This window comes from Haloferax sp. Atlit-10N, assembly GCF_003586325.1.
GTDB lineage: Archaea > Halobacteriota > Halobacteria > Halobacteriales > Haloferacaceae > Haloferax > Haloferax prahovense.
Genome location: NZ_PSYX01000004.1, coordinates 21,890 through 44,022 on the forward strand (window position 1 = coordinate 21,890; position 22,133 = coordinate 44,022).

Sequence of the window (22,133 nt, forward strand, 5' to 3'; positions counted from 1 at the left end):
TTTTCCCAGTCCCCGTATCTCGGAATACTATGGGACGCTACGGAGACATCGACTACCCGCGGATGACCAAGACCGGCCTCGGACTGGGGCTCGCGCTGTTCCTGTTCGGCGCTGTCGGCGCGAAAGTCGCGCTCGCGATGAACGGCGGCGCACTTCCGGGCTGGGAGCGCACGCTGTTTTTCGACGCCGAGTGGCTCGGCATCGCACTGGTCCTGTTCTCGCCGATTATCTTCGGCATCGTGCTCCCCCTGACGGAGTAGATGGCCGACGCCGACCCGCGGTTCCCCGACGACGACGAGACGCTCGTCCTCGAGCCCGACTGCGACCGCTGTCCGGCGCTCGTCGAGTGCCGCAACCGCATCTCGTGGGGCGTCGGTCCCGACGACGCGACCGTGATGGTCGTGGGCGAAGCGCCGGGTGCGGGCAATCCCGACGCCGACCGCTGGCGGGGCGGCAACTGGACCGGGATGTCCTACACGGCCCGGCACTCGGGCCGCCGCATCCGCGAGACGATGGCCGCCGTCGGCTACGAGTCGGGCGTCTTCTACACGAACGCGGTCAAGTGCTTCCCCTCGGACGGCGAGGGGTCGAACCGCGCGCCCACGGCCGCGGAAAAGGAAAACTGCCGCGACCACCTCGTCGCCGAACTCGAAGCCGTCGACCCCGACGTGGTGGTTCCGACCGGCCGCCACGCGACCGAAAGCGTCCTCTCGCTCGACGACACCTCGCTGGACGGCTTTCTCGATACCGTCCTCGAACCCGTCGAGAGCGAGCGGTTCGGCTACACCGTACTCCCGCTTTTGCACCCCTCGTACCGCGACGTGTGGCTCTCCCGACTCGGCTACGAGTTAGACGAGTACCTAGCCGACTTGGAATCGCGTCTCCCCTGAGGCCGCCGCGTCGACGACGCCGACCGCACCGACCGACACCCCGCATATTCATGACCGTGGAATGACATGGTTCGACCACACCGATGCTCGGCGACCTCATCGCTGACCTAATTCTCGAAGTCGTCTTCCGCCCCGTCCTGAAGGCGATGGAACTGTTCGTCGCCGGCGTGAAGAAGCGACTGGCGCGGATTCGGGCGCGGTTCGGCGGTGACGGAGGTAACGGCGGTGACGGTGTCGGCGCGGCCACCGACAACGGGAACGCCGGAGTCGGCCGCGAATACGACGCCGCCGACCGCGAACGGTCCACCGAGCGGAACTGACGCGTCCCCGACCCCGAACCGGTGCGAACTTTCTTTTTCCCGCCAATCGACGTGCCACGTATGTCCGACTGCATCTTCTGCGCCATCGTCGACGGCGACATCCCCGGCCGAATCGTCCACGAGACCGAACACTCGCTGGCGTTCCTCGACGCCAACCCGCTCGCGCCCGGCCACACGCTCGTCGTCCCGAAGGAGCACCACGCCCGACTCGACGAGGTGCCGGCCGACGCGGCCGCCGACCTCTTCGCCGCCGTGAACGACCTCGTCCCGCGCGTCGAGGCGGCGGTCGACGCCGACGCGACGAACGTCGGCATCAACAACGGCCCCGCCGCCGGCCAGGAAGTCGACCACGTCCACGTCCACATCGTCCCGCGGTTCGAGGGCGACGGCGGCAGTCCCATCCACGCCGTCGCGGGCGAGCGGCCCGACCTCTCCGACGAGGAACTGGCCGACATCGAGGCGGCCATCTCGGGCTGACGGAACCGACCTCTCCTGCCGGCGCCGCGCTCACCAACAAATCGTGTCGATGTAAAAACACATAGGGCCGCCGTGAGTACCGGCAGACGTGACAGTCCTCCAATCGTTTCGAACGACCCTCCAAGTCGTCACCAAGACGCCCGTGCTCGTCGCGTTCGCCCTCACGTTCGGGCTTATGGGCGCGTTGAACAACGCCACCGGTCTCGTCAGTGTGGTCGGGGCGATCCTGGTACTGTTCGGCTCACCGGCGCTCATCGGCGCGTTCTACACCGTCATCGACGGCGCGCGACCCGGTTCCGACACCGACCTGCGTGCGTCTACCGCGGCACAGCGCTACTACGTCAGCCTGCTCGGTGCGAGCATCCTCTCCGGCCTCGTCATCATGATCGTCGCGCTGGTCGTGGGCGGCGGCGTCGTCGGCTACATCGGCTTCGATCGAATCGACGCGGTTCTGAACGGCTCTGCGAGCCTCACGCTCGTCGAACTCGCCGCCGCCGGAGCAGCTTTCGCGGCCCTCGCGGCCGTCGTCTACCTCTTCACGTTCTTCGACACCGCCGTCGTCTTCGACGGGAAGACCGCGGGCGGGTCGCTCAGCCGCAGCGTCGACTTCGTCTTCGGCAACCTCCGGCACGTCGTCGGCTACGCGGTCGTGGCGACCGTCGCAACCTCGGTCGTCGACCTGCCGGTCCTCTGGCTCGTCAGCCTCGACGGGGCGACCACCGTCGCCGGCGCGGTGACGGCGTTCCAAGCGCCGATGCCGGCGGTCGACATCGCCGTCCTAGCCGTCGCCTCGACGGTCACGACGCTCGTCGGGCGAACCTACAAGGTCTGTTTCTACCGGGCCTGTACGGACGCCGTGCCGGGTTCTGACCCTGACGCGGCCGACGACGAGTGGTCGGTCTAGCCCCACCGCCGGCCGTCAAAATCATCTTTGCGAGCTGAATAGTGTCCTCCGGCGACACCAATTCCGGCCGACCGAAGCTATTAATTCGAGAACCCGACCAGTCGCGGTATGCCGATTCCCCCCAGAACCACCGCGCTCGTCGGCGTCGCCGGCGGCGCAGGGACGACCCGACTGACGCTCGAACTCGCCGCGGCGCTCGCGACCGACGGCCGCGACGTTGCGGTCCTCGACGCGGCGTTCGCCACGCAGGGGCTCTCGGACTACGTCTCGGGAGCGCTCGACCCCGACGCGACGTCGCTCGTCACCGACGCGGCGGACGTGCCGCTGGAGTCGGGGCTGGTAGACTTCGAGACCGACACCGAGGGACGCGTCGCCGTCTGCCCCGCCGCGGCCCCGTTCGAGCGACTCGCGCGGGCGATGACCCCCGATGCCGCACGGGCGTTCGAGGGTCGCATCGCCGAGGCCGCAGACAGCTTCGACCACGTGCTCGTCGACGCACCGCTCCTCGCGTCGAATCAGACCGTCGCCGCCGCCGCGGCCTGCGACAGCGTCGCGCTCGTCGCGCCCGCCACGGACCGCGGTGCCGACGCCGTCGGTCGTCTCAGCGCCCGGGCCGCCGACATCGGCGCTGATATCGACGCGGTCGTCTCCACGCTCGGCGCGCTCGGCGACGCGGACGTGATTGTTCCCGAGACCGAGGCGAACGACATCGCCGACGCGCCGGCGTGCCGCGACGACACCGACCTCGCGGCGGGCGTCGCCGCAGTCGCGGAGGTCCTCCTCGATGTGGAACTCGATTCGGTGACGGCCGCCGGCGGCGTGCTCACCTCGGTCGGCGAGTACGTCCGTCGCTGAATCGCGCGACGCGCCGAGCGAGTTTCGAGAGCACAGACGGACGGCTGGTGAGCGCCGCCGCTCGCGAGCGTGAAAACGGGAGGTGGGGAGGCGTGTCCCGCGTCAGAACTGCATGTCGGTGACCGAACTCATGGTCTCGGCCAGCGAGTCGCGCTTCGCGACGGCCGCGTCGGTGCGGTCGGTCAGCGCGCCCTCGACGGCTTCGACGAGGGGGTCGATGGGGTCGTGCGTCTCGACGTACGTCGCGAGTGCGAACTCCGACGGCTCCGCGCCGGTGAGCGCGAGCGCGTCGGCGCGCGAGATTCGTCCGTCGATCCAATCGCGGACGATGCGTCGCGCCTCGGGTGCGAGGGGAATCACGCCCGCTTCGCCGCAACGGTGCAAGACTTTCGCCGCCGTGACCGGAGCGACGCCTGCGTCGCTCGCGCTCTCGCCGACTGACGTGCCCGACCCGTGTGCTTCGACAACCCGCTCCGCGGCCGCAGGCGCACAGGGGAGCGCGTCTGCGTGCGCCTCGAAGCGCTCGCGGAGGGAAACACCGGTGTCGTCGACAGTCGGAACGCAGCGCGAGCGCTGTTCAGTCGTCGTCGTCTCTAACGCGGCGGCGATATCCGACAGTCCCATCGCTCGGTGGTCCGCACCTACCGAGTAAAAGCGTTCCTAATCAGTATCAAAATTGAGTCTGTAACCCACCGGTTATCGGTAGGCTCTAGCGGCAGCAATCGGGGTTATACCCCCGATTCAACCCGTGTTTAAATACCCGTTCGCGACCAATTTTCAATTGTGATGAGCGAAGCACGTTCCCCCCAGGGTTGCCCCGAATGCGACGGACACCTCGGTTTCGAAGCCGGCGAGACGGTCTGTACCGACTGCGGTCTCGTCGTCTCGGAGTACCGCATCGACCACGGCCCCGAGTGGCGCTCGTTCGCCGACGACGACCGGAACCCCGCCCGCACCGGCGCGCCGCTCACCCGCTCGCGCCACGACCGCGGCCTGTCGACCGAAATCGGTCGCTCGACGCGTATCAAGGGTCGCAAGCGCCGGCAGTTCGCCCGCATGCGCCGCCAGCACAACCGCGCTCGCATCTCGACCAAGCGCGAGCGCAATCAGGTGTACGCCTTCACCGAGATTCGCCGCGTGACGAGCGCGCTGTCGCTCCCGAACCACATCCGCGACCAGGCGTGTTCGCTGTTCGAGTCCGCCCAGAACGAGGACCTCTTACGCGGGCGCTCGCTCGAAGGGTTCGCCGCGGCCTGCGTCTACGCCGCCTGCCGCGTCGCCGGCGTCTCCCGGAGCGTCGAGGAGGTCTGCGACGTGTCGAAGGCCACTGAGGCGGAACACCAAGCGGCCTACGGCGCGCTCAACCGCGACCTCGGCCTCCCCGTCGCGCCCGCCGACCCGACCGAGTACCTGCCGCGGTTCGCGACCAAGCTCGACCTCGACAGCGACACCGAGCGCCGGGCGCGCGAGTACGTCGCCGAAGCCCGCGAGGAGGGCGTCGTTGGCGGCAAGAACCCCTGCGGCGTCGCCGCGGCGTGTCTCTACACCGCGGCTCGCGACCGCGGCGAAGACTGCACGCAGGCCGAGGCCGCCGACGTGGCCGACGTGACGCCCGTAACGCTCCGCAAGACGTACGTGGCGCTCCGCGAGTGAGCCGACGCCGACAGGCGACGAGACTCGCTAACTGAGACGACGGCGAGGAAGACGCGAGAATCGAACTGCGTCCGCACGAACGGACCGAAGACGAGACGACGTTTCTACCGACCGCTTACGCGAACCGCGTCCGCGAGTTCTCGAACGCGACTACTGGGAAGGCTCTTCGGCGACGACGCGACGACCGGTTCGAACCGCTCGACCGCCTCGGCCAGTCGAGAGTCCGCGGGGACCGCCGTCGCCGGCGCGCCGAGCACGTCAGCGAAGGCGTCGAGCGGCACCTTGTCGACGACGCGGTTGACCGCGACGGCGGCGAGCCCGCAGTCGAGTTCGCGCGCGAGCTCGCGGGTCCGCACCGCGTCGGCCAGCGCGTACCCCTTGGGCGACGCGACCACGAGGCAGGCGTCGGCAATGGTGAGAGGAACGCCGGCGTCGGCGCGCATCCCCGCGGGGCAGTCCACGACCACGTCGCCGTAGGCCGCTTCGACCGCGTGAAGCGCGTCGGCGAGGAGGCGCACGTCGGCCGCCCGCGCACCGGCGAGCGTCCGACCGCACGGCAGAATCGAGACCGGGCCGCTCGAGCGGACGGCTTCGAGCGGGTCCGCGCGCCCCGCGAGCACGTCGTGGAGGTCTGGACCGGGCGCGTACGGGAGGTTCGCCATCCCGAGGTCGGCGTCGACGACGACCGCGCCCAGTTCCGCCGCGAGTTCGAACGACAGCGTCGACTTCCCGACGCCGCCCTTCCCGGAGACGACCGCGAGAATCACGCGAGCCTCCGGAGCGCGTCCACGTCGGGGTCGGCGTCGGCGGCGCGGTCCGCGAGCGCCGTCGCGCGCGCCGCTAGCCGGCGAAGGCGCTCCCGGTCAGAATCGAGCGATTCGAGCGCCTCGACGCCGGCGTCGGCCTCTGAGAGCGCCGCCGCGGCGGCCGCGACCGACGCGCCGTCCAGTCGCTCGGCGAGGTCGATGCGACGCTCGAACGCCGCGAGCGACTCCAGTGGCTCCGGCGGCTCCAGTGGCTCCGACCCGAGCGACTGCTCAGTCTCGCGGCCGCGTTCCTCGGAAGTCCCGACCGCCGCCGACACGTCGGCGTCCGTGGGCTGTTCGGACGGTTCGGGACGTTCGGAGTGGGTCTGTGATGCGGGACTCGGAAGGGGCTCGCGGCGCTCGCCATCTGACGCGTCGCTCGTCGTGCTGGGTGTCGGTTCGGGCGTCTCCGACTCCCGCGTCGTCGGCGGCAGGTCAGAAGAGACGGGAACTGCATCGGCCGGCGGTCGCGCCGAACCGAGCGTTCGAACCGCGTCTTCGGGGGTCGAACCGGTGGCCTGCTCCGACCCCTCGGCGCGGCCGAGTACGTCGATATCGACCGCGCACCCGGGTCGAGCGTCGAAGTCGGTGGCGGCGTCGCGGTCGGCCGTCGACGACGGGGAGACGGCGTAGCCGAGCGCGACCGTCGAACTCGCGGGGACGACGCCTTCGAACCCGTCGTCGTCCCATCCGGCTTCGGGGACGCCGGCGCGACGCGGCGGGAGCACCGACCCGTCGAGTCGGTTGCGAAGCCTGACGCGCCGGTCGACCGGCGCGTCGTTGTGGACTCGGACCGAGACGAGGGCGACGCCGTCGTCTACGGTCACGTCGATATCGGAGTGCATGGCGGGGCTGGCCGCCGCTTCGTATATAAATCAACGCCCGGTGTGGCTCGCTCACCCGTCGTTCGGCCGGCATCTGATGACCGGCGCGTCGAGCCAGTTCGCCGCGGCCTCGGCGTCCGAAAACCGGCCGCACGAGATGACGACCGGGGCGGACAGGTCGGCGAGGCGGACGGCGGCGAGCGCGCGTGCGACGGGGTCCGATTCGAGGTCTGCCACCGAGGCGGGCGACTCCGCAGTCGCCATCAGCGGCGGAGTCGCCACGAGGCTCCGGAGCGCCGCCTCGAACGCATCGCCGAGTTCGGCCGCGAAGTACGCCCGCGCCTCCCGACGGCGGTTCTCGACCGCGTCTTCGAGTTTGAGTCGCGCCTCGCGGCTGTCTCGCTCGGTTCGGGCCGCCCGTTCGAGCGCCGAAAGCCGCTGTTCGGCCGCGACGCGTTCGGTTTCGACCTCGGAGAGTTCGGTCGCGACCTCCACGAGTTCCGATTGCGCTGTCTCAGTCGCCTCGTCGTCGCCGGCGTCTCGGTGAGCGTTCACCCGACCGCGAAGGGTTGCGACGCGCTCTCTGAGTCGGGACTCGTCCTCGCCGGCGGCGGCGACGCGGCGGCGGGCCTCGCGGAGCGCGGCCGCGGACGTGTCGATGGATTCGCGTTCGTCCGCCTCCCCTTCGACCCCCTCCCCTTCGACCCCATCGTCGCGGCGCTCGGCGAGTTTCGCTTCGAGTCGGCCGAGGTCGTCGGCGACGGGAGAGCGAAGCCCGCGGGACCGACCGACCGCCGCGAGGAGCCAGCCGCGGGACGGTGTCGGCTTCGAGACGGGAATCCGACCGAGGCGGTCGTACCCGGGACCCGGCGGCGGACAGTCGATTCGGAGCGCGCCGGTCGCGTCGTCCCCGTCGTCCCCGTCGTCCCCCCGTATCGCGGCGACGACCTCGTCGGCACCGACGTCGAACGGTCCGTCGGCGAGGTCGATAGCCGGTCCTTCGCGGACGGTCCCGTCGGGAAGCCGAAGCCTCATAGCTCGCGGCGCTGCATCTCCGCGGCCGACGGGTAGTCGGTGCCCGAGGCGAACTTGCTGTACGGCGTCGCCGGGGACTCGCGGTCCTCGTAGGCGGCCGCGGCCTCGCGGACCGCGTCCGGGACCGCCGCGAACTCGTTGAACGGCTCGGTTCGCTCGATTTGCACGGCCTCGTCGTGTTTCTCCCGAAGCCGAAGCGCGAGGAAGGCGGCCAACTCCGTCTCGTCGAAGAGCGCGGCGCGACCCAGTCGACGGACCACGACCTCGTCGTGGGTCCGACAGATGTTCCGAAGCGTCGTCCGCGCCGCCTGCGAGTAAGTCACGACCAACAGCACGCACGCTCGGTCACGGAGTCGGGAGAAAAATCGTTCGACAGCGGCGCTCTCGCGTCAGTCGACTGTCACAGACAGGGGAGACGGCGGCGTCTCACCCGAGTTCGAATCTCCGCGCGACTCGTCTCGCCTCAGACGCGCTCGACCGAGAACGTCACGTCGTCGGCGTCGCCGGCCGCCTCGTCAAGGAGGTCTCTGACCCGCGTCCGCGCGTCGACCTCGTCGGCGGCGAGGACGACGAGCCCCTCCGCGCGGTCGTCGCCGACGGCCGTCCAGGCGTCGAGCGTCCCGTCGCCGGCGTCGTCTTCGAACTCCGTCGCGAACGTCCGGAGGACGGTCACGACGCGACGCTCGGTGCTGGCGAGGTCCGCGTCGCCCGATTCGAGGTCGCGGATGGCGTCTTCGATGTTGCGGATGGCGGAGATTCGGTCCATCGGTCGTCTGTCTCGTCGCCGCACGCTCCACTAAGTTCGTCGGTTCCGCGCGGGTCGGTCGCAGACGGTCGCGAGTCGAACGGCCGTCTCAGGAGCGTTCGTCCGGTAGCTCCTCGAAGAAGTCGGCGACGAACGTGAACTGCTCCGCCACGAGGTCGCAGTCCGCGAAGGCCTCTCGCGCCTCGCTTTCGAGGGCGGTCTGCTTTTCGGGGATGTCGTTGTCGCCCGCGGTCGCCGCCTCGTCGAGCACCTCGCTGGCCCGCGCCATCGCGTCGGTGAGACAGGCGAACTCCTCGGAGCGGGAGGCGATTGCCGCCACGGGGTCGCGTTCCGAAACCCGCGCGTTCACGTCCTCGAACGCGCTCATCGCCCGGAAGAACGACCCGGTGGCGTCGCCGTAGCTCTCGCCGAGGTACTCGTCGAACCCGTCCTGTAATCGTCGGGTCGCGTCGCGGAACGAGACGATGTCGTCAGCGAAGGCCTCGAACTGACCGATCTCCCGCTCGAAAAAGTCGACCTTCCGCCCGTAGTCCGCCGGTTCGAGGGCGGTGAGTTCGTCGAGGGCGTCGGCCTCCGACTCCTTCCGTAAGCTGTTGAGCGTCTCTCGCGTCGGTTCGAGCGCCTCCGCTATCTGTCGGACCTGCGTGTCGATTCGGTTGAACTCCTCGCCGTACAGTCTGGAGACTGCGTTATTGGTGCGGTAGAACGCCTGATTGGCGTTCTCGTGGGTCTTACCCGTCCACCAGAGGAACCAGAAGGCGCGTCGGAGACGCCCGAGACGCGCCCGCTGAGCGTCGGTCTTGTCGAGTTGGTCGAGCGTGTTGAAGTGGCCGCGCGCGAGGTACAGCGACTCGGCGTCGTCCTCGAACGAGAACTGCGTCGTGGCGTTCAGGTCGTGGAAGCCGCCGTCTTCGCCCGCCACGGACGCGAAGTCCTCGACCGCAGCGTCGAGGTCTTCCACGGCGAGGCCGAGAATTCGGTCCACCCTGTCCGGCTCTTCCGTGGTCGTCTCGGTCGTCGGCTCCTCCGTCGTCGTCGTCGGCTCCTCAGTCGTGGTCGTAGTCGGAGTTTCCGTCGCCGTCGGCGTGGCAGTCGTCGTCGGCTCCTCCGTCGTCGTCTCCCCACCGTCCGCTGACGAACATCCCGCGAGAAAGAGTGCACCCGCGGTCGCCAGATACGCTCGACGATTCATGCGTACTACATGACTTTCAGATTACATAGGGGTGTTGGTGCAAATAAACGACACGCGTTCGAGACTGTCCGCTCGCCAAGATAGTGTGGAAGTCGGGACAGTACGGAGTTCGTGACAGTCGAGAAATCGAGGGCGGGCGCTCAGGTCGCGCGGTACACGTCGCCGCGGGGCTCGTAGATGTCGCCTTTCATCTTGAGCTTGTCCAGCTGGTCGTTGACCGTCTTCTCGTCCATGTTCAGCTCGCTGTTGGCGCGTTCGAGGACCTCCTCGTGGGGCGCTCCCTCCTCGTACTCTTCCTGCATGGTGCGGATGAGTTCGAGCAGGTTCTTGATGCGGTCGCGCTGGGTCTTCGAGCGGCCGGTCTCGACGATGTCGGCGTCGAACTCGCCGGTTTCCGGGTCCATGCCGATGTCGCGCAGGCAGGACTCGACGATGCCCGTGACGCGCTCTGCGTCCTCGCGGGTCACCTTGTCCGAGAGGCGGACGCGAGCGGACGCCTCGCCGAGCCGGACGAGCGCTTCGAGCTTCCGGGCGGTCACGGGGACGGGCGCGTCCTCGTCGGCACCGCGGGCGCGGAAGTCCACGTAGAAGTCGCGGATGACCTGCTTCGCCTCGTCGGTCATCGTCGGGTAGCAGGTGCGCTTCGCGTAGGCGATGTACTTGCGGAGGAGCTCCGCGTCGATGGTGGGCGCGACCTCGTCGGTGACGGCGTCGACCTGCTGTTCCGTGAACTCGGAGTTGGCGACGTTCGTCCGCTGGGTGTTCAGCTCGCCCGCGTAGTTGGTCTTGAGGATGTGGTCCGCGAGCTTGGAGTCCTCGTCGGGGTCGGGGTCGTCCGTGACCGTGAAGATGAGGTCGAACCGGGAGATGAGCGCGGGTTCGAGGTCGATCTGCTCGCCGATTGGCTCGTACTGGTCGAAGCGGCCGTACTTCGGGTTCGCCGCGCCGAGGAGCGAACACCGCGACTTCAGCGTCGCGTTGATGCCGGCCTTGGAGACCGAAATCTGCTGTTGTTCGAGCCCCTCGTGCATCGCGGAGCGGTCCTCGGGCCGCATCTTGTCCAGCTCGTCGACCGCCGCGATACCCTTGTCCGCGAGGACGAGCGCGCCGGCTTCGAGCGTCCACTGCTGGCCGTCGCCGAAGTCGTCGCGGACGGCGGCGGCGGTGAGACCCGCCGAGGACGAACCCTTACCGGACGTGTAGACCGAGCGGGGAGCAATATGCCGGATATATGATAACATCTGCGATTTGCCAGTTCCGGGGTCCCCTATCAGCAGCATGTGCAGGTCACCGCGAATCCGCGACCCGTCGGGCAGGTGTTTCGTGACGCCCGAGAACAGTTGGAGAATCATGGCCATCTTCTCCTGCTCGTAGCCGTAGATGGCGGGCGCGACGGACTCGACCATCTTCTCGTAGATGGCCGGGTCGTTCGAGAGTTCGACGATTTCGGCCACGTCCTCGTCGGATATCTCCATGTCCTCGAACTCCTCGTCCTCGATGGTGAGCGAGATGCCCTCCATGTAGTAGTCGAAGACGGGCGTCTTCTCGTTGCCCGAGGTCTGCTGTTCGATGTGGAGGATGCCGACCGCGGTGACGTGGTCGCCGGCGGTGACTTTGCCGGTCACGTCGTTCGAGAGGTTGATGTCGATGCTCTGCGGCGTCTCGCCCCCGCGCAGGCCCTCGGGGGACTCCTGGACGCGCAGCTTCTGGGAGTCGATGAAGTTCGACTGGTCGAAGTCGATGCGGAACGGCCCCTGACGCTCGCACCCCTGACACTCGTGTGGTTCCTGAAAGCCGCCGTCGCCCTGCGGGATGTAGCTCATCGTCCCGCAGCGCTGGCACTCGAAGGCGGCCTCCGTGATTTTCGGGCGCACGTCGGTCGCCTTGCGGACGATTCCCTGCACCGAGATGAGCGTCCCGATGTGGTCGTCGTTGACCCGGATGTTCCGGATATCGACCGTCTCGGGGAGGTTGCGCATCCGGACGTGCGCCTGACCGAGCTTCACGTCCGCGGGGAGGTCGAACAGGCGCAGGGCCTCCTCCGCGTACTCCTGGAACTGGCCGGGCTTCGTGATGTAGTCGTCGGCGAGCTCCGCGTCGAACCGATAGAGGTCGTCGTAATCGATGTACAGCGACCGCTTTTCCTTCGGATACTGCTGTGCGAGTTTTCCGATCTCCTCTCGATAGTAGTTGCGGTAGAACTCGATGAACCGCTCCGTCAGGTCTCGGTTCTGGGGGGCCTGCGCCATCGCACAAGGGTATGTCCCCAATCGGTTAAGAACCTTCGTCGTTCGGCCGACCCTCCGTCGTCCCGACGGGTCGGCCGCGCGCCGGGACTCGCGCGGCCCGAGGGGTCACAGCGGCCGCCGCTACAGCGACACGTCGGTCTCGATGTCCTCGGTCGCCTCGCGAAGTCCGTCGCGGCGGGCGTCCTCGGCCATCCGATTCGAGAGGTCGTCGTCGGTCAACAGCTCCGCGAAATCGTCGCGGAAGCGGTAGTTGGCCCGGCTCGAGCGGATGTCGGCCTCGGCGACGGGGCGGCACTCGGCGACGACTTCGACGGGCACGTCGAGCGTCTCGGCGATAGTCTCGTCGTCCGCGCCGTCGACGAGCAGGTTGTCGAAGCGGTCGGCGTCGAACGGGAACTCGCGGTCGGCGTCGCGGACGAGGTGGAGGTCGAACCGGGCGGTGCGGACCGCCTCGGGCGCCGCGTCGAGTTCGACCGCGAGGTCGGCGTCCGCGTCGCCGTCGAAGTAGCCGACGACGAGCGCGACGAGCGCGTCGTCGTCGAAGTCGGCGTCGAACGCGTAGCGCTCGCGCATCGTCGCCACGGTGTCGCGGACGCGCTCGCGGACCGCTTCGGGGTCGTCCACGTCGGCGAGCGACCCGCGCGACTCGGACTGCTGTTCGGTCACGGTGTCCGACCCAGTCGCCTCGATGAAGATGTCGCGAAGCTCGGCGGTCTTTTCGTCCATACCCGGAGAATGGCACGCCCAGCGTCTTTAATGATGCTGACCCGGGAGCCGCCAAGCGCCGGGAGACGACTCGAATCGGCCGACGAGACCGAGGGCCGACCCCGCCCACGCACTCTGTAAACCGATAAGTTAAACAGGGTTTACGAGACAGCGATGGACATGGCAACCGAACACGAGTCAGTCGAACTCGTCGGCGACGAACTCGTCGGCAACATCGCCCGCGCCGCCCTGTTCGCGGCGCTCATGGGCGCGGGCAGTTACGTTTCGTTCCCGAACCCCGTCTCGCCGATTCCGGTGACGATGCAGGTGCTCGTCGTCTTCCTCGCGGGCATCTTCCTCGGCCCCGTCTGGGGCGGCGGCTCCATCGCGCTCTACCTCGCGGCCGGCGGCCTCGGCGCGCCGGTGTTCGCCGGCGGCTCGGCCGGGCTCGCACCGCTCGTCGGCCCGACCGCGGGCTACCTCTGGGCGTACCCGGTCGCCGCGGTCATCGTCGGCCTCGTCGTCCACGGCGGCGTCGACATCGGCGACTACCGCGTGAGCACCGGTCGCCTCGTCGGCGCGATGGTCGCGGGCACCGTCGTCGTCTACGCCTTCGGGACGCTCGGCTTCGCGTACGTCCAGAGCGTCGGCCTCGAATCCGCCTTCTGGACGGCCTCCGCCGCGTTCATCCCCGCCGAGGCGTTCAAAATCGCCGCCGCGGTCGGCATCGTCCGCTCCGACGCCATCGCCGCCCAGTAGATGATTCGCGTCGACGGCCTCGTCCACCGGTACGGCGACACTATCGCGGTCGACGGGGTCGACCTCGCCATCGACGACGGAGAGTGCGTCATCGTCGCGGGCGCGAACGGCTCCGGCAAGACCACGCTCGTCCGGCACTTCAACGGTCTGCTCGACCCCGACGAGGGCGCGGTCTCGGTCAACGGCCGCTCCGTCTCGGACCACCTCGTCGCCGCCCGAACCGCGGTGGCGATGGTGTTCCAGCACCCCGAGGACCAACTCGTCGCCGCGACCGTCGGGGCTGACGTGGCGTTCGGCCCGGAGAACCTCGGGCTCGACCGCGACGAAATCGACCGTCGCGTCCGCGAGTCGCTCGCCGCGGTCAACCTCGACGGCCGAGAGGACGAGCGCGTCGACGCCCTCTCCGGCGGCGAGGTCGAACGCCTCGCCATCGCCGGCGCGCTGGCGATGCGACCCGACCACCTCGTCTTGGACGAACCGTTCACCGGCCTCGACGAACCCGCGCGGCGCTCCGTGCTCGCGCGCCTCCGCGACCTCCGCGCCGCGGGGACGAGCCTCGTCGTCGTCACCCACGACCTGCGCGACGTGGCCGAACTGGCCGACCGCGTGGTCGTTCTCGCCGACGGCGACGTCGCCCTCGACGCCGCGCCCGACGAGGCCGCAGACCGCCTCCCCGACCTCGACGTCCGCCCGCCGTGTTGACCTACGAACCGGGCGACAGCCTCGCCCACCGACTCGACCCGCGGACCAAGCTCGGGGTGCAGGTCGCCTTCGCGGCGGCCGGCTTCGCGCACACGACGCCCGTCGGGCTCGTCGCCCTCGGCGTCGTCGCCGCGGGCTGTCTCCGCGCCGCCGACACCTCGCCGGTGTCCGCCCTCAGCGACCTCCGCTACGCGATTCCGTTCCTCGCGCTCGGTCCGGTCGTCGAGGCCGCCCGCCTCGGCGCGCCGTGGTTCGACCCCGAGGCGGCCGTGGACCCGGCGCTCGCCAGCGTCCGCGTGCTGCTCGTCTTCTTCGTCGCGGCGGCGTACGTCAGGACGACGCCCGTGCGCGAGTCCCGCGCGGCGATTCAGCGGCTCGTCCCGGGTCGCGTCGGCGTCGCGCTCGGCGTCGGCGTCGCCCTCGTCTTCCGGTTTCTTCCCTTGGTCCGCCGCGACCTGCTCCGCGTCCGCGAGGCGCAGGCGGCCCGCCTCGGGAGCGAGCGACGGCTGGACGAGCGACTCTCGCTCGTCGCCGCCGGCGGCCTCCGGCGGTCGTTCGCGCGGGCCGACGCGCTCGCGCTCGCCCTCCGCGCGCGGTGTTTCGCCTGGAACCCGACGCTCCCGGAGATTCGGTTCGGCCGGCGCGACGCGCCCGGGCTCGTCCTCGCCGTCGCGCTCCTCGCCAGCCTTGCGCTCTGAGGTCCCCGGGGCGCTCGTAATCCGCCGACCGACACGCCTCGGGTGGCAAGATTTAACCCTCCGTTCTCCGGTGATTGATTATGGACTTTGCGGCACAGGCGGATGTTACGCGAGAGACGTTCTGGACGATTAGTCCGGTCGGCGAGGCGCTCTTCTACGGCCTCGCCGCCATCGCGTCGCTCGTCTTCCTCTACGGGGTGTACGAGCGGTTCGCTCGATACGCGCGGGGTGGTGAAGACCCGTTCGACCGGCTGTCCGACCTGCCGGGACGGACGGTCCGGGCGGCGAAAGTGGTGTTCTCCAACGAGAAGCAGTTCAAGCGCGACCGGTTCGCCGGCGTGATGCACGCCTTCATCATGTGGGGCTTCCTGACGCTCCTCATCGGGACGACCATCCTCGCCATCGACATCGACGTGTGGCGGCGGGTGACTGGCAGTTCCTTCTTCGTCGGCGACTTCTACCTCTCGTACTCGTTCGTCATGGACCTCATGGGCCTGTTGTTCGTCGTCGGCGTCGGGATGGCGCTGTGGCGGCGCTACGGGGTCCGACACCCGCGGCTGTGGGGCAAACACACCGGCTTCGAGGACGCCGCGTTCGTCTGGACGCTGTTTCTCCTCGGCGTCGGCGGCTACGTCCTCGAAGGCATCCGCATCGTCGGTACGGAGTTCCCCGAGTTCGAGACGGTGAGCTTCGTCGGCTACTTCGTCGCCCTCGTGTTCGACGCGGGGGGCATGAGCCAGGGCCTCGCACAGACGCTCTACTGGTTCGGCTGGTGGTCCCACGCGCTCCTCGCCTTGGCGTTCGTCGCCGCCGTCCCCTACGCCAAGCCCCTGCACATGCTCACCTCCTTCGCCAACATCGTCACCGCAGACGAGAAGGCGGGCACGCGCCTCCCGAAGGTGCCGGCCGACACGCCGCCGGACGAAATCGGCTACGTCTCCGAGGACGACTTCTCGTGGAAGGCGATGCTCGACATGGACGCCTGCACGAAGTGCGGCCGCTGTACCGACGCCTGCCCGGCGGAGGCCTCCGGCCGCAACCTCGACCCGCGGGACGTGATTCTCGACTTGAAGACCTACCGCGAGTCGGTCGACGCCGGCGGCGACTCCATCGACATCGTCGCGGACGGCGGCACCTCCGTCGTCGACGCCGAATCGATGGAGTCCTGCATGGCCTGCATGGCCTGCATGGACGCCTGTCCGGTCGATATCGAGCACCTGACGCACTTCACCGAGATGAACCGCCGGCTCACCGAGACGGGCCAACAGCAAGAGCCGGTACAGGAGGCGATGATGAACATCTTCCAGAACGGCAACGCCTTCGGCGACCCTCAGCGCAAGCGGCCCGACTGGACTGACGACCTCGACTTCGAGGTTCCCGACGCCCGCGACGAATCGGTCGAGTTCCTCTGGTACGTCGGCGACTACCCCTCCTACGACGAGCGCAACCGCGCCGTCGCCCGCTCGATGGCCCGCATCTTCGAGGAAGCGGGCGTCTCCTACGGCATCCTCTACGAGGACGAACAGCACGACGGCAACGACGTGCGCCGCGTCGGCGAGGAGGGCCTCTACGAGATGCTCGTCGAGGACAACGTCGCCGCGATGGCCGACTGCGACTTCGACAAAATCGTCTGCACCGACCCGCACTCGTACAACACGTTCAAAAACGAGTACCCGGAGATGGACGACTCGTTCGACTACCCGGTGTACCACTACACCCAACTGGTCGAACGCCTCGTCGGCGACGACCGCCTCGACCTCGCGGGCGACGAACTCGCCGCCCAGACGGTGACGTACCACGACCCGTGTCACCTCGGACGCTACAACGGCGAGTACGAAGCGCCCCGCGAGGTCATCCGCGCGACCGGCGTCGAACTCGCCGAGATGCCGCGCAACCGTGACCAGTCGTTCTGCTGCGGCGGCGGCGGCGGCGGTCTCTGGATGGACCACGAAGAGGAGTCGAAGCCGTCCGAAGAGCGCCTGCGCGAGGCGCTCGACGACACGACCAGCGGCGTCGAGCGCTTCGTCGTCGCCTGCCCGATGTGCGCGACGATGTACGAAGACGGCCGCAAGACCGGGAGCTACGAGGACGATATCGACATCGTGGACATCTCCGAACTCGTCGTGGAGGCGCTCGACGCGAAGGCCGCCGCGACGGGGGCGAACGCGGACACGACGCCCGCGTCGGCCGACTGAGCCGGCGGCGCGGCTGTTCCGTTTGCTTCGCTTCTTTCGCTTCTATTCTACGTCCAAGCGGTCGATGGACTCGCGGATGACGCTCGCCGACTCCCGGAGCGCCGCCGTCTCGGCCGCAGAGAGGTCGAACTCGTGAACGTCGCGGACGCCGCCTTGGTTGACGGTACACGGGAGGCTCATGTAGACGTCGTCGATGCCGTGTTCGCCCGAGACGAGCGTCGAGACGGTGAGGATGGAGTTGTCGCCGCCGAGGATGCGCTCCGTGGTCGCGGCCACCGAGCGCGCGACGCCGTAGTTCGTCCGCTCCTTGCGCTCGATGATTTCGTAGGCGGCCTCGCGGACCTCCTCTTCGACGCGGGCTTTGAGCGCGTCGACGTCGCCGACGCCGTGACGGGTGGCGTACGACTCGAACGGGATGCCGCCGAGGTTCGCCGAACTCCAGACGAGAACCTCGCTGTCGCCGTGCTCGCCGACGACGTACGCGTGGACGTTCGCCGGGTCGAGGTCGAACTCGCGGCTGAGCGAGTGGCGGAACCGCGACGTGTCGAGGACGGTTCCGGAGCCGATGACGCGCTCGGCCGGCAGGTCCGACACCTTCCACGTGACGTACGAGAGCACGTCCACGGGGTTGGTGACGATGAGCATCACGGCGTCGTCGTTCAACCCCTCCGTAATCTGCGGAATCATGTCGGCGAAGATGTCGGCGTTCCGCTCCATCAGGTCGAGGCGGGTCTCGTCCGGTTTCTGGCTGGCACCGGCGGTGACGATGACCACGTCGGCGTCCCAGCAGTCCTCGTAGTCGCCCGTCCGGACGCGGACCGGCGACGTGAAGTACGAGCCGTGGTTGAGGTCCATCGCCTCGCCCTCGACGCGCTCTTTGGCGACGTCGACGAGGACGATTTCGCCGACGAGACTGCTCTCCATCAGCGCGAACGCCGTGCTCGACCCGACTGCGCCGGCACCCCCGACGATTGCGACCGTTCCCTTGCCGCGTTCAGTGCTCATACCCGTCGTTCGAGCGACCGGTGGATAAAAGCAAAGCCCCGTTTCGAAGAACTGGGAGTACTACTTTTGTAACAGATGATAATTTGTTAGATATCTCTCCGTTCCGGCGCGTTTTTTGAAATGAAGAACTTCGGAGTCGTAGGTTCCGCAGGCAGTACACCGAACGTCGCGAGCGCGGCCGGCCGCCGCGTGCGGGGTTACTCGCGGTCGTACTCTTTCTTGAAGCCGCGGAACTCGGTCCGGTGGGCCTCCTCGTCGGCGAGGATGGTCACGGCGAGGTCCTCGGTGACGGGGTCGTTGGCCTCCTCCGCCGCGTCGATGAGCGCGCGGTAGGTCTCGATTGCATCCTCCTCGGCGGTGAGGACGCCGTTGATGACGGCGAGCACGTCCGTGCTGTCCTCCGGCGGCTGGAGGTCGTGCTGGCGCGCCTCGAAGGTCGCCGAGCCCGGCGGCTGCTCGTCGAGTTGCTTCAGCCGGTTCCCGAGCTGCTCCGCGTGGGTGAGTTCCTCCTGAATGTCAGTCTGGAGGGACTCCTTTATCTCCTCCGCCCGGACGCCGTCGAGGACGATGGAGTTCGTCATGTAGTTCATCACGGTCTCGATCTCGTCCTGATAGGCGCGCTTCAACAGCGCGGTTACGTCCTCAGACATAGCGACTTCGTATTGACGCTCTGGCAACAAATACCTGTTCGCCGCGGCGAGCCCGTCGGGTGAGTGAAGCGTCGGCGTCGGCGAAAATCAGCGGCCGAGGCGAGTCGGTACCGCGGGTGAGTTCAGTCTTCGATGGAGACGATTTCGACGACGTAGCCGTCGGGGTCCTTCACGAACGCCGCGCGGGCGTTCACCGGGTCGATGTCCACCGGCGGTTTCACGATGTCGGGCGACTGCGCCTCGACGATGTCCTCGAAGGCGCGGTCGGCGTCCGCGACCTCGACGGCGACGTGGTCGATGCCGGCGGGTTCGACGCGCGCCGACGAGGTCGGGTCGTACTTGAACTGCAGTTCCATGTCGGTGTCGTCGCTGCCGACGTAGACGTTCCGGACGCCGTCGAGTTCGAACTCGTTGGTCTGTTCGAGACCGAGGTCGGCGTAGAAGTCGAGCGTGGCGTCGATGTCCGAGACGACGAGGGCGGTGTGGATGAGACCCATGGCCGACGCGACGCGGCGGGGAGAGATAACGTCTGGTCTTCGTGTCAGGCCTGCCGCGAGGCGTCCACGTCGATGGCGTCGACGGGACAGATGTCGACACAGAGCATGCAGTCGATACACTGGTCTTCGTTCGTCGGTTCGACCTTCCGCTCGCTCACCGGGTGGTCGGGCGTGTCGACCCACGTGAACACGTCCACGGGGCAGTTTTCGAGGCACGCGCCGTCCGCGAGACAGATGTCGTAGTCGACGGCGACGTGGGTGCCGTGGATGCCGAGTTTCTCCGGCGGCTCGACGGGGCCCCAGACGGCGACGCCGTTTTCCTCGCCCGCTCGTTCCCGGTTCTGGTCGAAGTTCGAGTCGATAGCCATTGCCGGGCGTTGGCCGTACCGCGTACTAAAACGTCCGCATCGGCGACGCGAAAAATCGGGGACGGAGTCGAGGTCGAGGGTGGTTTCGGAGTCGGTGCTGAGCACCGGAGCGCGTCAGCGACGAACCGCGAGGAACGCGGCCGCGAGGAGCGCCACCACGGCGAGCACGGCGCTGAAACCGGGGATGCCGGTGTCGCTGGTACCGGTCGTCTCGGTCGTCGCCGAGGCCGACGCGTTCGTCGTCGTCGTTTCGGTCGTCTCGTCCGCCGTTGTGGTCGTCTCGGTGTCGGTCGGCTCGGTCGTCTCAGTCGTCTCGGTCGGCTCGGTCGTCGTCTCCGCCGCCTGGAGCGAGAGCGTCGCCGTGTCGGTCGAGTTGTTCGCCGGGCCGAGCGCGAGCGAGTAGTCGCCCGCGTCGAGCGTCGCCGGGAGCGCCTCGGTCGTCTGCGTCGCGTTCACCGAGTCGTTGCCGGCGGCGGTGAGGTACGACGAGGCGTTCGCCTGTCCCGCCGTCGAGGTGTTCAGTTCGAGGGTGACGTTGCCGTCGCGGTTCTCGTCGACTACCGTCGCGTTGACGGCGAAGTTCACGTCCTCGCCGCCGATGCGGAGCGGGACGGTGTTGTTCTCGCCGGCCAGCGCCGCGGACGTGTTGTTCGCGTCCGACGCGCCGGAGAGCGTGATGGAGACCACCTCACCCTGTTCGGCCGTGTACGCGTCGTCTGTGAACTCGTAGTGGCCCGAGGCGGCGGCCGCGGGCATCACCGCCGCCGCGAGGACGGCGGCGACGAGGAGGGTCGTCGTCAGTAGCGCGGATCGGTTGGAGGATCGCATCGACCGCCTCTTTTCAGAGGCCGGATAAGTTATTTTCCATATCGTAATGTCAAACGATAATTGGTATCGTGCGGGACGGGAGGACGGTGAGACGCGAGCGCGGCCGCTCGGGGCCTCGGTGGAATCGAAAGGAAGTCAGCGGGCCGGACGTCCGTCGGGCGACTACGCCCGCGCGGCCTCGATGTGCTCGAGAACGCGCGAAATGTGGTGGTCGTCCCGAGCGGGCGCCTGTTTCCGATAGGTTCGGAGGGCGTCTACGAGATAGTCGAGTTCGGCGCTGTCGAAATCTTCGTCGCCGGCCTCGACCCGCGCGAGCAGGCTTGGGGCCGGCGTCGGCTCTTCGTCTGCATCGACCGCCCGCTCGATGGCGTCGAGCAAGGCGGCGTGGACGACCCACGTCTCTTCACGAGAGAGGTCGAGCGCCGTCGGACGGTCCTGGGCCGATGTGGTCATTGTGGGGCCTCTATCGTAACCTATGGGCGGGAAGATATAAATGTATGTGTACTGTTGTCATGAGTCACGCACAACAGCGAAAGCCACGGGGGCGTCCGCTCCCGAGCCCTAGTGGAATGCTTCGATTCCCGTCAGGTCCGCGCCGAGGACGAGCGTGTGGATGTCGTCGGTCCCCTCGTAGGTGTAGACGGTCTCGATGTTCTCCATGTGGCGCATCGGCGAGTAGTCGGTCGTGATGCCGTTGCCGCCGAGCATCTCGCGGGCGGTTCGGGTCACCTCGCGGGCGACGCGGACGTTGTGTCGCTTCGCCATCGACACCTGCTGGTGTCGCAGGTCGCCGCGCTCTTTGAGGTCGGCGAGGCGATGGGCCATCAACTGCGCGTTCGTGATTTGGGTCGCCATCTCGGCGAGTTTTCCCTGCTGGAGTTGGAACCGCGCGATTGGCCCGCCGAACTGGTCTCGGTCCTTCGCGTACTGGCGGGCGTCCTCGAAGGCGTCGCGGGCCGCGCCGACGACGCCCCACGCGATGCCGAACCGCGCCTGCGTGAGACACGAAAGCGGCCCCTTCATCCCCTCGACGCCGGGGAGCACGTCCTCCTCGGGAACGCGCACGTCGTCGAGGCCGATTTCGCCCGTGACCGACGCGCGCATCGAGAGTTTGCCCTCGATTTTGTTCGTCGTCACGCCGTCTCGGTCGGTCTCGACGAGGAACCCGCGGACCGGCGACCCCTCCGCCGACACGTCGCGCGCCCAGACGACCGCCACGTCCGCGATGGGCGAGTTCGTAATCCACGTCTTCGAGCCGTTGAGGACGTAGCCGTCGGCGTCGCGCTCGGCGCGGGTTTCCATCCCCGACGGGTCCGAGCCGTGTTGCGGTTCAGTCAGGCCGAAACAGCCGACCGCCTCGCCCGACCCGAGTTTCGGGAGCCACCGCTGTTTCTGCTCGTCGGAGCCGTAGGCGTGGATAGGGTAGATGACGAGCGAGCCCTGCACGCTCGCCATCGACCGGAGGCCGGAGTCGCCGGCTTCGAGCTCCTGCATCAGGAGGCCGTAGGCGCGCTCGCCGAGGCCGGGGAGACCGTAGCCGTCGAGGTTGGGCGCGTAGAAGCCGAGTTCGCCCATCTGCGGGATGAGTTCGGTCGGGAACGTCCCGGCCTCGTAGTGCTCGCCGATGTCGGGTTTGACCTGCTCGTCGACGAAGCGGCGGGCCTCGTCGCGGACGAGTTTCTCTTCGCCGGTCAGGTCGCCCTCCAATTCCAGATAATCGAGCATGATAGACCCTGCGCCCGGCGCGGTGAAAAG

At 68.2% G+C, this 22,133-nt stretch carries 27 protein-coding genes; 11 read left to right on the plus strand and 16 right to left on the minus strand.

What is annotated here, in order from left to right:
* Positions 1-29 precede the first annotated feature (29 nt).
* From C5B91_RS13195 to C5B91_RS13220, 6 genes are all read left to right on the plus strand, one after another.
* Complete coding sequence (locus C5B91_RS13195) at positions 30-260, plus strand: hypothetical protein (protein ID WP_004973761.1); 231 nt, start codon at positions 30-32, stop codon at positions 258-260.
* Positions 261-890 (plus strand): uracil-DNA glycosylase family protein, encoded by a 630-nt coding sequence (locus C5B91_RS13200; RefSeq protein WP_049967970.1) that lies wholly within the window; start codon positions 261-263, stop codon positions 888-890.
* 83 nt (positions 891-973) lie between these two features.
* Positions 974-1,210 carry a hypothetical protein gene (locus tag C5B91_RS13205; RefSeq protein WP_115819826.1) on the plus strand — a complete coding sequence of 79 codons (237 nt, stop codon included), beginning with the start codon at positions 974-976 and terminating at the stop codon, positions 1,208-1,210.
* A 60-nt stretch (positions 1,211-1,270) separates the two neighbouring features.
* Positions 1,271-1,687, plus strand: coding sequence for an HIT family protein (locus C5B91_RS13210; RefSeq protein ID WP_004973767.1), 417 nt, complete (start codon positions 1,271-1,273; stop codon positions 1,685-1,687).
* Between the two features lie 88 nt (positions 1,688-1,775).
* On the plus strand, positions 1,776-2,591 hold the full coding sequence (locus C5B91_RS13215) for a hypothetical protein (RefSeq protein ID WP_008091328.1): 816 nt from the start codon (positions 1,776-1,778) through the stop codon (positions 2,589-2,591).
* A 108-nt stretch (positions 2,592-2,699) separates the two neighbouring features.
* Positions 2,700-3,446, plus strand: coding sequence for a ParA family protein (locus C5B91_RS13220; RefSeq protein WP_115819827.1), 747 nt, complete (start codon positions 2,700-2,702; stop codon positions 3,444-3,446).
* A 102-nt stretch (positions 3,447-3,548) separates the two neighbouring features.
* Here C5B91_RS13220 and C5B91_RS13225 read toward each other — a convergent pair whose 3' ends face one another.
* Positions 3,549-4,070, minus strand: coding sequence for a hypothetical protein (locus tag C5B91_RS13225; protein WP_008091324.1), 522 nt, complete (start codon positions 4,068-4,070; stop codon positions 3,549-3,551).
* Between the two features lie 162 nt (positions 4,071-4,232).
* On the opposite strand from C5B91_RS13225, the gene C5B91_RS13230 reads away from it, so the two are divergent.
* Complete coding sequence (locus C5B91_RS13230) at positions 4,233-5,099, plus strand: transcription initiation factor IIB family protein (RefSeq protein WP_004973774.1); 867 nt, start codon at positions 4,233-4,235, stop codon at positions 5,097-5,099.
* Positions 5,100-5,203: 104 nt separating this feature from the next.
* On the opposite strand, the gene C5B91_RS13235 is transcribed toward C5B91_RS13230, so the two are convergent.
* The 8 genes from C5B91_RS13235 to C5B91_RS13270 all read right to left on the minus strand — a co-directional run bounded on the left by C5B91_RS13235 (position 5,204) and on the right by C5B91_RS13270 (position 12,697).
* Positions 5,204-5,866, minus strand: coding sequence for a P-loop NTPase (locus tag C5B91_RS13235; RefSeq protein WP_115819828.1), 663 nt, complete (start codon positions 5,864-5,866; stop codon positions 5,204-5,206).
* The gene (locus tag C5B91_RS13240; protein ID WP_115819829.1) at positions 5,863-6,750 is read right to left on the minus strand and encodes a hypothetical protein; all 888 of its coding nucleotides are present in this window, start codon (positions 6,748-6,750) and stop codon (positions 5,863-5,865) included. The genes C5B91_RS13235 and C5B91_RS13240 overlap by 4 nt, the downstream gene beginning before the upstream one ends.
* Positions 6,751-6,801: 51 nt before the next feature.
* On the minus strand, positions 6,802-7,764 hold the full coding sequence (locus C5B91_RS13245; RefSeq protein ID WP_115819830.1) for a hypothetical protein: 963 nt from the start codon (positions 7,762-7,764) through the stop codon (positions 6,802-6,804).
* A complete protein-coding gene (locus C5B91_RS13250) occupies positions 7,761-8,099 on the minus strand; it encodes a hypothetical protein (protein ID WP_008091314.1) in 339 nt (112 codons plus the stop codon). The genes C5B91_RS13245 and C5B91_RS13250 overlap by 4 nt, the downstream gene beginning before the upstream one ends.
* A 128-nt stretch (positions 8,100-8,227) precedes the next feature.
* Complete coding sequence (locus C5B91_RS13255) at positions 8,228-8,530, minus strand: hypothetical protein (RefSeq protein WP_008091312.1); 303 nt, start codon at positions 8,528-8,530, stop codon at positions 8,228-8,230.
* A gap of 88 nt (positions 8,531-8,618) precedes the next feature.
* Positions 8,619-9,722, minus strand: a complete 1,104-nt coding sequence (locus C5B91_RS13260) for a hypothetical protein (protein WP_115819831.1) — start codon at positions 9,720-9,722, stop codon at positions 8,619-8,621.
* Between the two features lie 140 nt (positions 9,723-9,862).
* Positions 9,863-11,971, minus strand: a complete 2,109-nt coding sequence (locus C5B91_RS13265; RefSeq protein WP_115819832.1) for a minichromosome maintenance protein MCM — start codon at positions 11,969-11,971, stop codon at positions 9,863-9,865.
* Positions 11,972-12,091: 120 nt separating this feature from the next.
* A complete protein-coding gene (locus C5B91_RS13270) occupies positions 12,092-12,697 on the minus strand; it encodes a hypothetical protein (RefSeq protein ID WP_049967965.1) in 606 nt (201 codons plus the stop codon).
* Between the two features lie 159 nt (positions 12,698-12,856).
* On the opposite strand from C5B91_RS13270, the gene C5B91_RS13275 reads away from it, so the two are divergent.
* From C5B91_RS13275 to C5B91_RS13290, 4 genes are all read left to right on the plus strand, one after another.
* Positions 12,857-13,435, plus strand: coding sequence for a biotin transporter BioY (locus tag C5B91_RS13275; RefSeq protein WP_049968593.1), 579 nt, complete (start codon positions 12,857-12,859; stop codon positions 13,433-13,435).
* Positions 13,436-14,137, plus strand: coding sequence for an energy-coupling factor ABC transporter ATP-binding protein (locus C5B91_RS13280; RefSeq protein ID WP_049967964.1), 702 nt, complete (start codon positions 13,436-13,438; stop codon positions 14,135-14,137).
* Positions 14,131-14,835 (plus strand): energy-coupling factor transporter transmembrane protein EcfT, encoded by a 705-nt coding sequence (locus tag C5B91_RS13285; RefSeq protein WP_008091298.1) that lies wholly within the window; start codon positions 14,131-14,133, stop codon positions 14,833-14,835. The genes C5B91_RS13280 and C5B91_RS13285 overlap by 7 nt, the downstream gene beginning before the upstream one ends.
* An 80-nt stretch (positions 14,836-14,915) precedes the next feature.
* Positions 14,916-17,030, plus strand: coding sequence for a (Fe-S)-binding protein (locus tag C5B91_RS13290; RefSeq protein ID WP_115819833.1), 2,115 nt, complete (start codon positions 14,916-14,918; stop codon positions 17,028-17,030).
* 42 nt (positions 17,031-17,072) lie between these two features.
* On the opposite strand, the gene C5B91_RS13295 is transcribed toward C5B91_RS13290, so the two are convergent.
* The 7 genes from C5B91_RS13295 to C5B91_RS13325 form a co-directional block, all read right to left on the minus strand.
* Positions 17,073-18,035 (minus strand): L-lactate dehydrogenase, encoded by a 963-nt coding sequence (locus C5B91_RS13295; protein WP_008091295.1) that lies wholly within the window; start codon positions 18,033-18,035, stop codon positions 17,073-17,075.
* Between the two features lie 197 nt (positions 18,036-18,232).
* A complete protein-coding gene (locus tag C5B91_RS13300; protein ID WP_004973804.1) occupies positions 18,233-18,685 on the minus strand; it encodes a ferritin-like domain-containing protein in 453 nt (150 codons plus the stop codon).
* Positions 18,686-18,807: 122 nt separating this feature from the next.
* Positions 18,808-19,182, minus strand: a complete 375-nt coding sequence (locus C5B91_RS13305; protein WP_004973805.1) for a VOC family protein — start codon at positions 19,180-19,182, stop codon at positions 18,808-18,810.
* Positions 19,183-19,226: 44 nt separating this feature from the next.
* Entirely contained in the window at positions 19,227-19,550 is a 324-nt protein-coding gene (locus tag C5B91_RS13310) for a ferredoxin family protein (protein WP_008091289.1), read from the minus strand.
* Between the two features lie 114 nt (positions 19,551-19,664).
* Positions 19,665-20,378, minus strand: coding sequence for a PGF-CTERM sorting domain-containing protein (locus tag C5B91_RS13315; RefSeq protein WP_115819834.1), 714 nt, complete (start codon positions 20,376-20,378; stop codon positions 19,665-19,667).
* A 162-nt stretch (positions 20,379-20,540) separates the two neighbouring features.
* A complete protein-coding gene (locus tag C5B91_RS13320) occupies positions 20,541-20,831 on the minus strand; it encodes a hypothetical protein (protein WP_008091285.1) in 291 nt (96 codons plus the stop codon).
* Between the two features lie 108 nt (positions 20,832-20,939).
* A complete protein-coding gene (locus tag C5B91_RS13325) occupies positions 20,940-22,103 on the minus strand; it encodes an acyl-CoA dehydrogenase family protein (protein ID WP_008091283.1) in 1,164 nt (387 codons plus the stop codon).
* Positions 22,104-22,133 lie beyond the last annotated feature (30 nt).

Bases quoted from the DNA above. Each gene is read 5' to 3' on its own strand.
- C5B91_RS13195 (WP_004973761.1), top strand. From the start codon at position 30: ATGGGACGCTACGGAGACATCGACTACCCGCGGATGACCAAGACCGGC.
- C5B91_RS13200 (WP_049967970.1), top strand. From the start codon at position 261: ATGGCCGACGCCGACCCGCGGTTCCCCGACGACGACGAGACGCTCGTC.
- C5B91_RS13205 (WP_115819826.1), top strand. From the start codon at position 974: ATGCTCGGCGACCTCATCGCTGACCTAATTCTCGAAGTCGTCTTCCGC.
- C5B91_RS13210 (WP_004973767.1), top strand. From the start codon at position 1,271: ATGTCCGACTGCATCTTCTGCGCCATCGTCGACGGCGACATCCCCGGC.
- C5B91_RS13220 (WP_115819827.1), top strand. From the start codon at position 2,700: ATGCCGATTCCCCCCAGAACCACCGCGCTCGTCGGCGTCGCCGGCGGC.
- C5B91_RS13225 (WP_008091324.1), bottom strand. From the start codon at position 4,070: ATGGGACTGTCGGATATCGCCGCCGCGTTAGAGACGACGACGACTGAA.
- C5B91_RS13230 (WP_004973774.1), top strand. From the start codon at position 4,233: ATGAGCGAAGCACGTTCCCCCCAGGGTTGCCCCGAATGCGACGGACAC.
- C5B91_RS13240 (WP_115819829.1), bottom strand. From the start codon at position 6,750: ATGCACTCCGATATCGACGTGACCGTAGACGACGGCGTCGCCCTCGTC.
- C5B91_RS13245 (WP_115819830.1), bottom strand. From the start codon at position 7,764: ATGAGGCTTCGGCTTCCCGACGGGACCGTCCGCGAAGGACCGGCTATC.
- C5B91_RS13255 (WP_008091312.1), bottom strand. From the start codon at position 8,530: ATGGACCGAATCTCCGCCATCCGCAACATCGAAGACGCCATCCGCGAC.
- C5B91_RS13260 (WP_115819831.1), bottom strand. From the start codon at position 9,722: ATGAATCGTCGAGCGTATCTGGCGACCGCGGGTGCACTCTTTCTCGCG.
- C5B91_RS13265 (WP_115819832.1), bottom strand. From the start codon at position 11,971: ATGGCGCAGGCCCCCCAGAACCGAGACCTGACGGAGCGGTTCATCGAG.
- C5B91_RS13270 (WP_049967965.1), bottom strand. From the start codon at position 12,697: ATGGACGAAAAGACCGCCGAGCTTCGCGACATCTTCATCGAGGCGACT.
- C5B91_RS13275 (WP_049968593.1), top strand. From the start codon at position 12,857: ATGGCAACCGAACACGAGTCAGTCGAACTCGTCGGCGACGAACTCGTC.
- C5B91_RS13280 (WP_049967964.1), top strand. From the start codon at position 13,436: ATGATTCGCGTCGACGGCCTCGTCCACCGGTACGGCGACACTATCGCG.
- C5B91_RS13290 (WP_115819833.1), top strand. From the start codon at position 14,916: ATGGACTTTGCGGCACAGGCGGATGTTACGCGAGAGACGTTCTGGACG.
- C5B91_RS13295 (WP_008091295.1), bottom strand. From the start codon at position 18,035: ATGAGCACTGAACGCGGCAAGGGAACGGTCGCAATCGTCGGGGGTGCC.
- C5B91_RS13300 (WP_004973804.1), bottom strand. From the start codon at position 18,685: ATGTCTGAGGACGTAACCGCGCTGTTGAAGCGCGCCTATCAGGACGAG.
- C5B91_RS13305 (WP_004973805.1), bottom strand. From the start codon at position 19,182: ATGGGTCTCATCCACACCGCCCTCGTCGTCTCGGACATCGACGCCACG.
- C5B91_RS13310 (WP_008091289.1), bottom strand. From the start codon at position 19,550: ATGGCTATCGACTCGAACTTCGACCAGAACCGGGAACGAGCGGGCGAG.
- C5B91_RS13315 (WP_115819834.1), bottom strand. From the start codon at position 20,378: ATGCGATCCTCCAACCGATCCGCGCTACTGACGACGACCCTCCTCGTC.
- C5B91_RS13320 (WP_008091285.1), bottom strand. From the start codon at position 20,831: ATGACCACATCGGCCCAGGACCGTCCGACGGCGCTCGACCTCTCTCGT.
- C5B91_RS13325 (WP_008091283.1), bottom strand. From the start codon at position 22,103: ATGCTCGATTATCTGGAATTGGAGGGCGACCTGACCGGCGAAGAGAAA.